At 42.6% G+C, this 14,701-nt stretch carries 9 protein-coding genes; 5 read left to right on the plus strand and 4 right to left on the minus strand.

From position 1 onward, the window contains the following. The first annotated feature begins 96 nt into the window (after positions 1-96). Genes H6G28_RS30760 through H6G28_RS30770 form a run of 3 tightly spaced genes read left to right on the plus strand, consistent with a single transcriptional unit; the run spans position 97 to position 3,747 of the window. Positions 97-1,782: a hypothetical protein gene (locus tag H6G28_RS30760; protein WP_190676663.1), complete on the plus strand. Its 1,686-nt coding sequence runs from the start codon at positions 97-99 to the stop codon at positions 1,780-1,782. Positions 1,783-1,818: 36 nt separating this feature from the next. Next, positions 1,819-2,649: a hypothetical protein gene (locus tag H6G28_RS37110; protein ID WP_242054687.1), complete on the plus strand. Its 831-nt coding sequence runs from the start codon at positions 1,819-1,821 to the stop codon at positions 2,647-2,649. 15 nt (positions 2,650-2,664) lie between these two features. After that, entirely contained in the window at positions 2,665-3,747 is a 1,083-nt protein-coding gene (locus tag H6G28_RS30770; protein WP_190676665.1) for a hypothetical protein, read from the plus strand. Positions 3,748-3,822: 75 nt separating this feature from the next. On the opposite strand, the gene H6G28_RS30775 is transcribed toward H6G28_RS30770, so the two are convergent. Further along, positions 3,823-4,086, minus strand: coding sequence for a hypothetical protein (locus H6G28_RS30775; RefSeq protein WP_190676667.1), 264 nt, complete (start codon positions 4,084-4,086; stop codon positions 3,823-3,825). Positions 4,087-4,158: 72 nt separating this feature from the next. Next, positions 4,159-4,635, minus strand: a complete 477-nt coding sequence (locus H6G28_RS30780) for an ankyrin repeat domain-containing protein (protein WP_190676669.1) — start codon at positions 4,633-4,635, stop codon at positions 4,159-4,161. Positions 4,636-4,741: 106 nt separating this feature from the next. On the opposite strand from H6G28_RS30780, the gene H6G28_RS30785 reads away from it, so the two are divergent. Together H6G28_RS30785 and H6G28_RS30790 are read left to right on the plus strand one after the other, a co-directional pair. Beyond that, positions 4,742-5,008, plus strand: a complete 267-nt coding sequence (locus tag H6G28_RS30785; protein WP_190676676.1) for a hypothetical protein — start codon at positions 4,742-4,744, stop codon at positions 5,006-5,008. 67 nt (positions 5,009-5,075) lie between these two features. Beyond that, positions 5,076-5,234 (plus strand): hypothetical protein, encoded by a 159-nt coding sequence (locus H6G28_RS30790; RefSeq protein ID WP_199332978.1) that lies wholly within the window; start codon positions 5,076-5,078, stop codon positions 5,232-5,234. Between the two features lie 361 nt (positions 5,235-5,595). Here the strand turns inward: H6G28_RS30790 and H6G28_RS30795 are convergent, their stop codons facing one another. After that, positions 5,596-6,255: an ankyrin repeat domain-containing protein gene (locus H6G28_RS30795; protein ID WP_190676671.1), complete on the minus strand. Its 660-nt coding sequence runs from the start codon at positions 6,253-6,255 to the stop codon at positions 5,596-5,598. Positions 6,256-6,316: 61 nt separating this feature from the next. Then, positions 6,317-14,689 (minus strand): putative Ig domain-containing protein, encoded by an 8,373-nt coding sequence (locus H6G28_RS30800; RefSeq protein ID WP_206758273.1) that lies wholly within the window; start codon positions 14,687-14,689, stop codon positions 6,317-6,319. Positions 14,690-14,701: the final 12 nt, after the last annotated feature.

The following is a 14,701-nucleotide window of genomic DNA, read 5'->3' on the forward strand; positions in this document are numbered from 1 at the left end:
CATTTTTGGTGTAGTCCAAAGTTCAGCTAAATACTCACTTTGGTGAAATTGCACCCTTTGTCTGTTTTTGTGCGTTTACCATAGTGGGCAATACTTATGCTGACACTAGAAAAAACATCAACGCTTTCTTACAGTGTCCTCAATGCCAGCATCAAAGAAACCTTCACTGCCATTGACAGATTTGAATGGCAAGCTGTTGATGAGATCCTCGAAATGCGTGATCAACAGCTTTACCGTGAGGCTGGTTATAAAAGTTTTGAGGAATACTGCCAAGCTGAGTTATCCGCTTGGGGTGGCTATCGACGCATCAACCAACTGCTAGGGGCGAAAAAAGTAAAAGACACAGCTGATGAATTGGGCGAACACATTAAGAATGAGCGTCAAGCCCGTTCGTTAGTGCGTTTGGTCAAGGAACCAGAGAAACTAAAACAGGCTGTTGCGCTCGCACTACAAGATAATCCTTCACCTAGTGAATCAGACTTTGCCACAGCTGCTAATAGGGTGGTTCCTCGTCTGCCACGCCAAAAAACTCAGGAACCAGTGGTTCCTAAAATTGAAGAACCAGTATTTCACCAAAATCAGGAACCACTGGTTCCTAAAACCAACACAGTCAAAGTCACCTCACCAACTCATCCCCGTTATGGTGAAGAAGGAACCATCCAAGCAGACGCACCGAACAACTGGCAGCAGATTGTCACGTTTGCTGATGGAGAGAGAGAACTGGTGAACAATGCGGATTTGACCTCTTTGACTGATGACGCAATCAAGCCATGTACCCCTGAGCGAACTTACCCCAAAGAATACGCCGAAGCGATCGCACAACTCAAACAACAGCACCAGCAGGAATTGGAACGTCTGGAGGAAGAATTGAGGGTTGGTTTATTCTCAGAAGCCAATGCCAAAGCCGAGCAGCAGGTACAGGAACAGATCGAAGCTTTACAAAACCTGTTTCAGCAACAAAAGCAAGAAAATATCCAGTTACAGCAACGGATTTTTGAGTTGGAAGGCTTGAGGCAGTTGGAGCTTGAGAACCAACGGTTACAAAAGCGTATTCAGGAATTGGAACGTGTTGTAGAAGAACGTCCGGCTCAGGAATGGGGCAATACTCTCACCAAACAGGCAACCAAGGCGTTAAACAAGCAGGTTAAACAAGCACTGGATAAAACCATTGATCTGCGATCGCTTGCCCAGGAACCACCAAAGGAAAATGCTCAAGAATGTCTCAGGCTGATGGGGATTGCGCTAAGTAATCTGGCCACAGCTATGAATAGCACCCAAGCCTTGGAAGCGGCTGCAATCATTCTCGGTAGTGAACCAACACCAATTGCGATCGCATATCGAGCAGAGCAATTGCAACTACTTCCACAGGCTGTTATTGACATTCGGGCTGTGTTATCGAAGCCTGGATGTAGCTGGTGGGACTATTTAGAAGTCGCCCAAGAGTACGAGGTTATCAAAAACGACTACTGGGCGGAGTTGACCCCACAAGAAGCGGAGTTAATCACTGCCCTTGAGAAAGCCGCATCCTCGCAAATTACGGAACCAATGGTTCCTGAAAAAAACCCTGCTGATTCTGGTTCCTCTGCTGACGAAGTGATGGGGCTGGGTTCGATTGTTGCCCATTCTGATATTTACTGCGCTCTATACAATGCCAAAGGTGAAGTCATCGAAGACATGGGTGATGAAGTTTGGGTAGCTTGGGAGCATTGGAAAGACCGCCCAAAAAAGACTGACCGTTACTTCAAGGATGAGTTGCGGTTCTGGCAAGAAACAAACCAGTAAATAGAAATCGCGCTTAGGGACTTCCAAAAGAACTGAATGCAGTACGACGGCTCAAGTGCTGGCGATATTTTCATGCGCCAAATATTAACCTTTACCACAAATAATTTTATGACACCAGAATTTTCGCTCGAAATTGCTCAACAGTTGCATAACAGCAACCAGATTATAGATTTTGACTGGGCTTGGTCAGTGTTGGGATATAGCCGAAAGGATAATGCCAAGAGAATGTTGACTAGTTACTTTGAACGAAACTTCGATTATTTCGTACAACCCGAAGACGAATCGCCAGAAGCTTTGCCATATAAAGTTTTCCTCACTTCGGAGGAAAATTCAAAAGCAGGTAGACCAACCGAAAAAATTTATTTGACAACTGAATGCTTCAAAGAAATGGGGATGCTGTCAAAGAGTGAACAAGGTAGACAAATCCGTAAATACTTTTTGCAATGTGAGTTGATTGCCAAAGAATCAGTCAAGCTAATTCCTCAGCTACAGCAACAAATTCAGGAGCTACAACAAAATTTCGCCCAGTTGCAAGCCCAAATTCAAACGCTGTTGCCCCCATCATCTGACTTTATACCCCCTGGTTGGGATGAGGACGTTTGGCGATCGCTTCCACCACAAGATAAACGTCATTTCCGGTTTCTATTCCGTCGCCGCAACTTCCGACCATCTACCAAAAATGAAACCCTGGCTTTACCTGCTGCCACAACTGAACAAATGAAGCAGAAGCAACACGATGAAGTAGCGCAGTTGATAGGTGAAGTGTCGCTCGAAGAGAAACAGCAATTCCAGGCAGCAAAACGCCAAAAACTTAGGGAATTTTGGTCACAAGCCCCAGAAGAAGACCAAAAAAATATGCCGTTTTAGATGTTGGGTAAAAATATGACTAGCAAATTAATCACCCCAGAATCCCCTCTGTTGGTTCCGCCATTACTGGCAGCCGAGATTGGTTTAGAAGAAGCAGTAATACTCCAGCAGATTCATTATTATTGTCAAATCTCCAAGCACATCAAGCGTGATGGCAGACGTTGGTTTTGGAAAACACTCAAGGATTGGGGCGAAACACTACCTTTCCTGAAAATATCCGCTATCAGACGTGCGATCGCCAATTTGAGAGATAAATTTCAGTTGATTGATGTCTGCCGACACAGCGAAAAAACTTGGTATCAGGCCAACTGGTTCACAGTTAACGTCGAGAACGTACAAGCCTTATGGGATAGCATTTGTCAAAAACAGCAAATCGAGTTGAGTGCTTTGAACACTTCAATATGTTCATTACCAACAAATCATATCAAAGAGTTTCCCTCCAAAGAGTTCGCTTCACAACAACACTCTGCTGTTGAGCTTGAAAAAAGTGAGGAACTGGAAACCGAGATTTTGGACTATTACCAGGAAGGGGTTTATCAAATCCCAGAATCAGAGTTACCCGAAATTACTCACTTCGTTGAAGAGATAGAACAAGATAACTCGACTAACGACATAGACACTCATGAGGATCGTTCTTCCGCCGCCCCGGTTGTGTCAAATTTTTGTGACGAAGACTTTGGTGATGATGATTACGCTTTTGAACGTGTAGAAAAATCAATACAGCCTAGCAACCAGGAAGTTCAGGAAGTGCTACAACAGTTACGAAAAATACCTTGCACTCCACAGTTCCGGCTCAATGCGGAAATTCAACGCACAGTCAGGCGGTGTTGGCAAAATGTACCAGGGGCGATCGCTTATTTGAAGGAGGCGTTACGGACTTGGAAAGGGATCAAGTCGCCGGAGGCTGTCTTCGTCGCTGCTTGCAAGGAAGGTAGGAAGCCGGAGTCTGCACAAGCTAAGTCTGAGGTAACGGCTTGGTTTGAGTGGGCGAGGCGGCAAAGGATTGTGATTGCAATGTCGGGTGAAGTTGTGTACACGCCGGATGGTGAGGCGGTGGCTTTGCGGGAGATGATGCGGCGGTATCCGGTGGGGGAGTAGGGTTGTGCTTTCCCAAAATTTTGAAGTAGTCGCGTGGTATAGTCGCCTCTTCTTGAGAAAAAATGAATTCAAAGATTAGTGCAAATTTTTAAGAGCTTGATTCCAAATGTTCTCAAACTCATTGTTTGAAATTTCATGTTCTTCTCCCAAATCAAGCTCTGACAAAGGTTGATCGCATAAAGCTAATCCTCCAGTTTCTGGATGATAAGTTGCGTTAGATATAAACCATTTATCACCATAAATTTCAACTTGCCTAGATGCCAGATCATCATTAAATTCTAAATAAACCATTCCAAGTCCAAGGTATGATTCACCTTCATGTTTAAAATATCGCTTCATAAAATTGCTTTCTCAGTTCTTACTACGGTAGGTCTAATATTTAAATTATCTCTAGCCAAAACAGATACTGTTTTAATGTTTCCTAAAATACTCTAAAATCTTTGGATTGTTTTGCATTTCAGCTATACTTTTAGCTGTCAAACCATCGAAAGTTTCAGTTTCACAACTCGCACCAGCCTCTATCAATAAAATTATTGCTTCTAAATCTTGGTGGGAAACTGCATACATTAAAGCTGTATAAGAATTTTCATCTTTACGTTCTGTATCTGCACCATTTTTAAGTAAAAATTTGATTAGCTCGTACTGTTTTGATAAAACAGCATTAATAAGAGGAATACTATCATTAACACCGTTAATATCCGAACCAGCCTCTACCAAAGCAACAGAAGCTAAATAGTTTCCTTTACTAGTAGCTCTTGTAAGTGCAAGATTTAAATAATAGCTTCCTTGAGGAAAAGAAACTTGATGCACAATATCAATTGCTTGTTTTGTGTCATCTTGCTGTATAGCATAGATAAGTTCTTTGCCCGCAAAATTAAGTTCAGTCATAATGTTTTGTTAAAAAATTAACAGTGCGGCTGAACATATCATCAAATAACATCGTTTTATTGTAATCGTAATTTTCAGTTTTACCAGCTTAAATAACAGTAGCAATTTGATAATAGAAGATGCGATTGCCTATCTCAAAGAAGCGATACGGACTTGGAAAGGCATTAAGTCCCCAGAAGCTGTGTTTGTGGCTGCTTGTAAGGAGGGGAGGAAGCCGGAGTCTGCACAGGTTCAATCTGCTGTGAAAGAATGGTTTGAGTGGGCTAGGAAAAAAAGGATTGTGATTGCAATGTCTGGTGAAGCCGTGTATACGCCGGAGGGTGAGGCAGTGGCGTTGGCGGAGATGATGCGGCGGTTTCCGGTTGGGGAGTGACACTACAAGTAAGGCGGTGATCGCAGCACGGTCTAAGGTGTGACTCTGGCGGATGGAGCGGCTGAAGATGGCGGAACAATGGCGCGAAAATCCAGGGGATGATTTTCTAATGGAGTGCTGGGCGGATGACCCTGCGTTGAGGATCGTGATCAAGAAACTGGTGGCGAAGTGTCCGCAGTGGGGACTTGTGGCGGCGGATGGGGTGCTGGTGAAGTGGGAGTATTAGCATTTAAATTTACTTGTTGATGAAAAACGGAAAAATAAGAGTTTCAAATTATTCTCTGTTGAAGGTAATAAAAGCGGAATAACCCTGTTATGTCACTCTTGGAAAAAAATAATTGAAGCAAGATTTTAAACCTTTAATTTAATAAAGCTTTCAGCCTTTATTTTTTAACAGAAACTAAAATTAATAGTCAAAATCCGAAAGTTGAAGCTCTGAAAGGCTTTCAGCGATTTGGTTCTCCTGAAATGACACAACAGAGATAAAGTTTTTCCACTATGTTTTTTGATGGTAAATAATATTAATTTTAAGTTTCAGGTTTTAATTTCCTCCACCTAACTTATGAGAAATTAAAATTCTGGTAGCATTAGGAAAAGGGATAAGTACGGCCATACAGCAAATCTTGTCCATGTTTTGCGCCCATTTCTTCAAGCAAACGAGCAATTTTAAATCGACGGTTTTGTTTTGCAATATCTAAAACTGAGTATTGCTCACTATCTATTCTGTTAACATCAGCTTTAGCTTCTAAAAGAATTAGAGTGGTGTCCATATAACCTTTAGCAACTGCATACATTAAAGGAGTCCATCCATCACAGTTACAAATATTTACTTCTGCTCCAATTTGTATTAAATATTTAACAATTTTGTTACGATTATAGGCGGCAGCCATAGCAAGAGAGGATATGCTTGGTGGATTACCCTGTTGAGCATTCACATCTGCTCCAGCTTCGACAAGTATACGAACAATATCAATATTACCAATTTCAGCAGCCAGAATTAGAGGTAAATAATATCCATTATTTACACAACTACCTGAATCAATTAGTAAACGCACAACTGAAATTTGCCCTAAACTTGCTGCTAATCCGAGAGGAGTTAAGAAATTTTCTCCTTCTTTTTCAAGATTAACACCGTCTCTAATGATAATTTGAATTTGTTGGTAATTACCTTCTTTAATTATTTTATGCAGTTGAGTATCATGAGGTTCTGGTTCAGAAGGAAATAACCGGAGTTCGATTAGTGCCATAGTTCGAGAAAGTTTTTAATAGATGTGACTCTACTTTACAAATAAAAAACAAAATAGTTTACTATACTCTTGGAAGTATAGGGAGTAAAAAAAGAATCACTCCTCTGGTAATAGCTAATCTGTCTAGATCAGATTTTTCCCTCTGTGTCCCATTCCTTCCAACGATATATAGAGTTGCTGGAACATACATTCTTCTGCTACTCTTTGCATATCTAGTGATAGTTTCCCACTGATTTCTTCGATTTCCCGGAGATATATAATCTTCATGCAGACGATTTAAATTTATTTTTACATCTCCAATAAGTAATGCTTTGGGCTGTCTTTCAAGAGGAGGGCTATTTTTAAATAATAGATCAGGCTTGACAGAGTAACCTCTTCTATTACGTGGGTCACTTAAGGTTGGCCCTCGATCTGTCGTAAGAATTTCTTTACGTTCGTCAGTACCAGGTCTTGCATTACAATTGAATCCATTACCTAAAGGAATTCCGCGAGGACTAATAGGAACTTCATTCCAGAGATTGCTCAACCAATCAGGTTGTCCTGAAACAAGATTACAGATACCTTTAATTAAAAAAGATTCTAGTTTGTCTCCAGCATTTAGAGCTTTTTGTAATCTATCACTACCAGGTATAACTTGTTGTAAAAAAGTATATATCTGATTAACGATGATCTCGCTAACTTTATCTTTAACCCATTCTAGTGTTTCACGGGTAGCATTATTCCTAATAGAATCAAGAGTTTTCTGTATTTTTTCTGATACATTTAGTTCAACCAATGAAAACATTCCTGTTGGATCACTGTACACATACGGGTTGTTATATACAAACTGATAGGGATTAAAACTCTCCGGTGCAGTCTCAATAATATCCACTGGGTCACGGCTCAAGAATAAGCCTGTTGCAGGATCGTAATCCCTTGCCCTGAAGTGATAAAACCCACTCTCAGATTCTAACCACTGCCCTTGGAACCTGAAATCACCACCCGCATCACTATCTGCACCACCTATCTGGGACAAGATATTGCCGAAAGCATCATACAGGAACTTACCTGAACTTGCACCACTACCGTCAGCTAATCCAATTACACTACCCATTGCATCAGTGAGGTAGTATACAGCATTACCGTTAGCATCTAACCGCATGAAGGGACTGCTACCGCCACCATAAATGTAGTTGCTGATGAGATTACCGCTACCATCAGTGATAAGGTCGGTTGACTGTAAGCCACTACTCATCGCAGGGGCAACCAAGAATCTGCGTTCTTGTGTTTCTTCGATTGCCTTAACTCTGTTACCAGCACCATCGTATACATATTGCGTTGTTTGGCCAGTTGTCTCATTTTCAACACTAGTTAAACGGTCATAAGCATCGTGGTTTAAATCAAGTGTCTTGCCATCACGCTCAATCAGCGTTAACCGACCATCAGTATCATAATCGTAGTTTTCGGTTTCACCTGCTTCAGTGACAGTATCTAACTGATAGCCTGCTGTGTAATTAAATGTGCGATCGCCTGTACTTGTCGATTGTACTTGTCGCTTACCAGACGCATCGTAGCTATAGCTGGTTTCATTAAGCAATTGCCCAGCAGCATTATAGTACGATTCTTTTTCAACCCGCAGTGCTGAATCATACTCCAATAGCACGTAGGAATTATCTTCACGGGTTATCTTGCTGGGTTCGCCAATACCTTCACGTTCATAAGTTACAGATGCCAATACCTGACCTTGTGCGTTTGTGTGAGCAATAGATTTTATTCTATCAAGGTCATCATATTCATAAGTTGTTTTTACACCATTGGGTAGCGTCCGTTCTTGCAAACGGTTTACTACATCATACTTCATAGTAGTAATCCCACCAGCAGGGTCTTTCACCCAACTTAAATTACCAAACGCATCATAATCATATTCGGTGGTATATGCGGTTGTCGTAGCAGAACCTTTCTCTGTTAAAGTCTTAATCCGTCCCACAATATCGTATGTGTAGCTGATGCTGCTGCCGTTCGCGTAATCCATACCTTCAAGACGGTTGCTGGTATCATAGCGGTAAGTAGTTGTACCAGTGTTATCAGTCATTGTCTTGACTGCACCTTCAGCAGTGTAAGTGAAGCTAACACTGCCGCTAGTAGACGAAGTTTGCGATCTTACCCGTCCTGCGTCATCGTAATCGTAGGTTATAGTTTCTCCACTTGGCAGTGTTACGGTTTCTAGACGATTATCGACGGCATTGTAAGTCATCTGCTCAAACTTACCATCGCCATAGGTAACTTTTGCCAAATTGCCCAGTGCATCATAACCGTACCGCAGCGTTTCACCCGTAGGGGAAGTAATCAACTCTAACCCATCATCGCCATAAGTGTAGAGGTACTTACTATCGCCCAAATCAGTAGCAGATTTCAATCTGCCTAATTCATCATATTCAAATACTCGATCATTACTGCCAATATCTACTACTCTAGTAGGATAATCTTTGGCTTCTTGCAGATTGCTTGCGTAGAGATATTCTGTTTTCTCACTGAATTTGCTTCCGTCGCGCAACTGATAAATTGTTTCTTTCGGCAAGTAATAATCATCAGAGACAGTTGTTGTTCTACGTTCCAATGGGTCAATTACCGTTGTCTGCAAACCATTATATTCGTAGCGATAAGTGCGTATTTCCACAGTTGTGTCAACTATTGGGTTATTATTGGCATCAAGGATGAGATTACCCAAAGCATTAGTTAAATATTTACCGCTTTCGGTGGAATCTAGGCGACCTGTGCGAGTGTTGTAATTGTACCGAGTAAATACTTTCAGGGTATCCACTTCTTCAATCACCCGACCACCTGCATCGTATTTTTTGCTTGTGGTTGCACCTGTCTGTAAATCCTTGACGCTGGTTACTCTTCCAGCAGCATCGTAGCTGTACTCAGTGACATCATTACCACTAGCATCCGTTTCCCTCCACAAACGCCCAGCTAGATCGTACTTGAATGTTGGCGTACCACCATCAGCCGTCACCCACCCCGCTAATTTACCATCAGCAGTTAATTTGCGTTCAATTTTACCAATGGTAGGAGCTTCCAGTTTCGTCCAGTCACCACCAGCACCTTCATAATCGTATTTCACCCAAATACCATTGCCGTAGTCAGCAAATTTCTCGCGTCCCAGTTTATCGTATTCAAAAGTAGAAATTTCGTCATCGCTGGTGTCATTAGGAGTACCGTTATCTTCCACCATCCGCTTCAGCATACCGTCAGCGTAATACTCCATTGTTGTGATGCTGCCATCTGGGTCAGTAGTTTGAATTACATTACCAAAGTCATCGTATTCGTAAACTGTCGTACCAGTAGAATCTGTTTCACTTCTTACCAACCCATTTGCATAATAACTGAACGACTGAATGAGATTTCCTTTACCATCCTTCATTGACAGCATTTGACCATAGCTGTCATACTTCATCGTCATGGAAGCACCAGTCGGTGTCACTAACGATGTCATGTTGCCGAACTTGTCGTAAGTGTAGTACGAAGTTCCAGGTGTAACAGTGGCACAACCGCAATACTGTTCTGTGCGTGACTTCAGGTTGCCTTTGTCATCGTATTCGTACTTAGTTACGAGATTATTAGCATCTGTTACTTGCAACAGATTGTTATTGTCGTCATATACCATGCGGGTTTGATTACCGAGTGCATCAACAACCCGTACAACATTACCTCTGGTGTCATACTCGTATGTGGTGGGGTTCCCTAACACATCTTTAACTGTTTGCAGCGAGTTGGCTGGGTCGTAGTCAATCTCTACAGAATTACCTGTGGCATTGAGTGTTTTCTTTAACCTGCCATCATCACCATACTCAACTTTTGCACCAGTACGGTTTAAGGGATCGATGATTTCCTTGAGATAATGCGATCGCTGACCGTCATAGATAAACCGAGTCTCAAATTGTTCTTGATCCTTGACACTTACCAAATCACCCTTCGCATCGTAGGTGTACCGAATTAACTCACCCATCGGGTCTTTAACCGCAGCAATCCGCCCCTGAGCATCCCTCTCGAAAGTAACCTGCTTACCACTGGAACTGTAGATACCGTCATCCGTATACGTCAGCTTATTACCATTAGTATCAGTGACAGTCAACAAATCACCAGTCTGCGCGTCAATTTCGTAAACTATGCCTTCTTTCGTAGTAAGCACGTACACGTTACCGAAATTAACATCAGCCGGATTGTAATTTAGACCACCGTTCAAACCAACATACTCATCAGTCCCATCCTTCCGCAGAATCCGCGCACTCTTCACAGTGAGGGTGCTGGTAACGCCTTTGTCACCAACAAACGCAGGTTTGTAAACTGTACTATTAACACCACCGATCGCACTTGCCAAACCGAATATCGGGTCTACTGTTGGTCTAAAGGTAAAGGCTTCTCGTTTTCCTCCAGGTAAAGTAATATAAACCCGTGTTCCATCCTTAAACGCCGACTGGTAGCCCAGTAGTTGCTCCTCCTCACTCGGCGGACGCAAGCTGGTACGTAAATCCGTGTCGCGGAACTCCATCCGCCACCCATACCCAAAGTCGTCTGTGATACCAGATGTCAATGTATCGTAAGTGCGTGTCAACGTGATCGGAATCCCGGTTACAGGAACCGTCAAGTCAGTAAACGACAGCCTAAAGTTACCAAGCTTCAGTTCCCCAGCGACATCAACAACCTCCTCTGCGTAGCTGACATGACCGCCGTTGTCTGCAACTTCCAGCCTGAGAATATAGCTGTCATTTTGTAACAAGGACGGGTCAAATTTTCCAAGAACACCGTTAGCGATCGCAGTGGGATTATCAACAAACGCAATTTCTCGGAACGCACCACCAGCAACAGGCGCAACCAGCAGCTTGTAGTAATCTAACTGCCCGTCATCAGAAATACTACCCCTAATATCAATCGGCGCAGTCACCAAACTACCAGCGATCACACCAAGATTCAGACTTACTTCAGGAGCGTCAACATCACTAGTATCAATAACCGCCACATCGAACGTTGCTTGCCCAATATTACCAGCAGTATCAGTAGCGATCGCCTTGGCAAAAATGGTTCCGGCTGTTGTTGGAGTGTATCTGCCCATCCCGTTAGCATCAAGCACCACCGCATTCCCGTTGACCAGCAGTTGCAAACCTGCGACTTTGATATTGTCAGTAGCTCTTGCTTGGAATGTAACTGTTCCGCCTAAATCAACTGTGTCATAATTTGCTATCAGCCGAACTTTCGGTGCTTCAGTATCAGCCGCCACCACAAGGTCATACTGCTGCGGCGTAGACGTAATGCCATCACTGACAGTCAACACAATGCGGTGTGTGCCAACATTACTAGTAGTCGGGTTCCAGCGCAATCTGCCCAGTGTATCAAGCGTAATTCCCTTGTTCAGTGATGCTTGGTCAAGAGTATAGGTCAAGCGATCGCCGTCAACATCACTCGCTATAATGTCATAGCCATACGCACTACCCGGAGTCGCCGTTAACACAGGAGTTGAGCGAATCACCGGAGCATTGTTCGCTCGTGCTGTCAGCGTGAACCCTTGCGCCGCACCCAATCCACCATCATCAACTGCACCAACGACGATTCGGTAGTTACCAGCCACAGGATTCTGCCAAGTCAACAACCCAGTTGCAGCGTCAATAGTAATACCCGTGACACCAGCAGGGACGGACAGCAACTGATAAGTCAAGCGATCGCCTGCATCTGGGTCAGTTGCTTGTACTTGGTATTGGTAAGCACTGCCAACGTTAGCCACGTACACGGGAGTGGAAGTAATGCTAGGAGCGTGGTTGATTGCATTCGTACCCACTTCAATCGTGTAAATCTGACTGGTAACAGCACCTTGCTCATCAGTCACCAACACTTCGACTTCCTGCTGACCAACCTGACTAGCTTGCGGAGTCCACCGAACAGTGCCGTTGCTGTCGATGGTCATCCCGGCGGGAGCGCGACCTAAGCTGAAAGTGAGTGCATCATTCTCAGGGTCGTTGGCAATCACTGTATACGTATAAGTCTGATTTAACGCTGCTCTTGTAACTGGCGCAGAGACAATCTGCGGTGGCGCGTTAACTCCGGTCACAATTAAAGTAAATTCTTGACCAACGTACAAGCCATAGGCATCGGTGAGCCTTACTGCTACAGTATGTTCGCCAATTTGAGTGCTAGTTGGATTCCAGCGTAATGCGCCAGTTTGAGAATCAATGACCATTCCGACTGGTGCATTATCCAAACTCCAGAACAACAAATCGCCATCTGGGTCGCTGCCTGCAAGGTTGTACTCATAAGCCCGATCTAGGTTGGTAATTAGGTTAGGAGCAGAAGTAATGGTGGGTGCATTATTAACGTAAGAAGCAGCACTGACTACATTAATATCAAAAGATTGAGTAGCAATTCCACCGCGACCATCGCTGACGTTCAGCGTGACGTGTTGAGAACCAAGTTGAGAAGCTTGAGGTTGCCAGAAAATTCTGCCACTGCTGTCGATGGTCATTCCGGCTGGGGCGGTTTCTAGACTGTAAGTTAGCAGGTCTTTATTGGAGTCACTTGCTTGAACACCATATAAATAAGATTGACCTATACTGATCGTGGTACGAGGTGTAGAAGAAATAATAGGAGCTGAGTTTGGCAAACTAGCGACGACTCTGATGTCAAAGTTAATGGTTGTCTCTGCACCTTTGCTATCAGTAGCAGTAATCAATAAACTGTTGAGACGAATTTGAGAACTATCAGGAGTCCAGGTTAGTATTCCATTGCTGGAGTCAAGTGAAACACCACTGGGAGCTTGTTTTAAACTATATATAATTGCATCGCCGTCAGGATCTATAGCAGAAAATTGATAATTAATAGGTGAATCAATTTCAGCTATTAAATCTTCATAATTATTGATAAGGTTATTACTAACATTAGTAAATACAGGTGCTTGGTTAAAAGGTAATACTTGAACTTGAAAAGATTGTAAGTCTACACCACCAAAACCATCAGATACACGTACAACAACATTTTGCACTCCTAATTGTTCAGTTGTAGGCTTCCAACTTACCAAGCCAGTTTTTGTATCAATTAACATTCCTTCCGGTTTTACTACAAGTTCGTAGGATAAAACATCACCATTTAAATCTGTAGCAACAGATCGATAGTTAAATTTTTGCCCTATCATTACCTGAGTTGGAGGTGTATTAATGAAGGTTGGGGCTACATTTTCACTTACACCACTTCTATTACTAAAATCAAAGTTTGAAACAGTTTGGTTTTGATTAACTGTAATTTGATAGTTAGTAGTAGCTGGTCGGGTCTGAGTCCATCCTGTTTGTATTTCCTGAGCGACAGTGTAAGCACCAGGATTTACTGTAAAAGAATAATTGCCTTGATCATCAGTTAAAGTAGATAACTCATCTAAGTCGTATTGACCGTTATTGTTGTTATCTAAATAAACAGACCAATTTGCTAGTCCTTTAAGAGAACTTCCTACAGTAACTTCAACATCGTCTAAACTCCAGCTTTCATTATTGATATCTTCATCAGTACCACCAATAAAGTCAAAAGCTAAGTTATTACCATTATGTTCAAAAGTAAATGTTAAATTGTAAACTGCGTCACCCCAAATATCTGTTAAATAGTACCCAAGAGTATTGGTTTCAGATGCACCTGTCCCGGATGGATTTAGGTTAAAATATGGGTTACTTTCATCGAAATTATTAGGATATGCTTGAGGTAAACCATAAGGATAACCACTACCGAAAGTGGTATACAGCAATGTTGGCCCATCTACTACATTTAATTTCCAAGTATCAGGAGAATACCAACCAGTACTTCCATTCCAAGAGTCGTTGACATACAGCTTAAAAGATAGCGTTACTGTTTCATGTTCTGGTAAATCGTTTAGGGTCAATCTAGTTTGTCGGAAACTTTCATCATAGGCTGAACCACCATAACGACCGAGAAAATGCCGACTATCTAATGGTGTTACATCCCTGAGTGCATTTGACCACTCATCTAAGGAACGGTTGGGATCTTCAAAATCGTTGAAATAAATAATAGATCCAGATTGGCGATTATCTACATAAACTCTGCCACTAATTACTCCTGGTACAACATCAGAAGTATTTAAAGTGAAACTTTGAACATCTACCCCACCTCGGCTATCTTGCACCTGCACTGTCACATCCTGTTGACCTACTACGGGAGTAGTCCAACTAATTATGCCAGTACGGGCATCAATGGTCATTCCTTCTGGAGCTTGCACGAGTGAGTAAGTTAAGACATCATTATCTGCATCCAGCGCATCAACATCATAAGTGTAAGTTTTAGAGATATAAGCTGAAGTTGTTGCTTCTGAAATGATAGTTGGTGCATAGTTTCCAGCTTGTGCTTGCGTCCGTACCTGAAAAGCTTGCTCGGCAACTCCACCCCGACCATCGGTAACTGCAAACACTACATTGTATGT

Origin of the sequence: Nostoc sp. FACHB-190 (assembly GCF_014696905.1) — a bacterium.
Taxonomy (GTDB): Bacteria; Cyanobacteriota; Cyanobacteriia; order Cyanobacteriales; family Nostocaceae; genus Nostoc_B.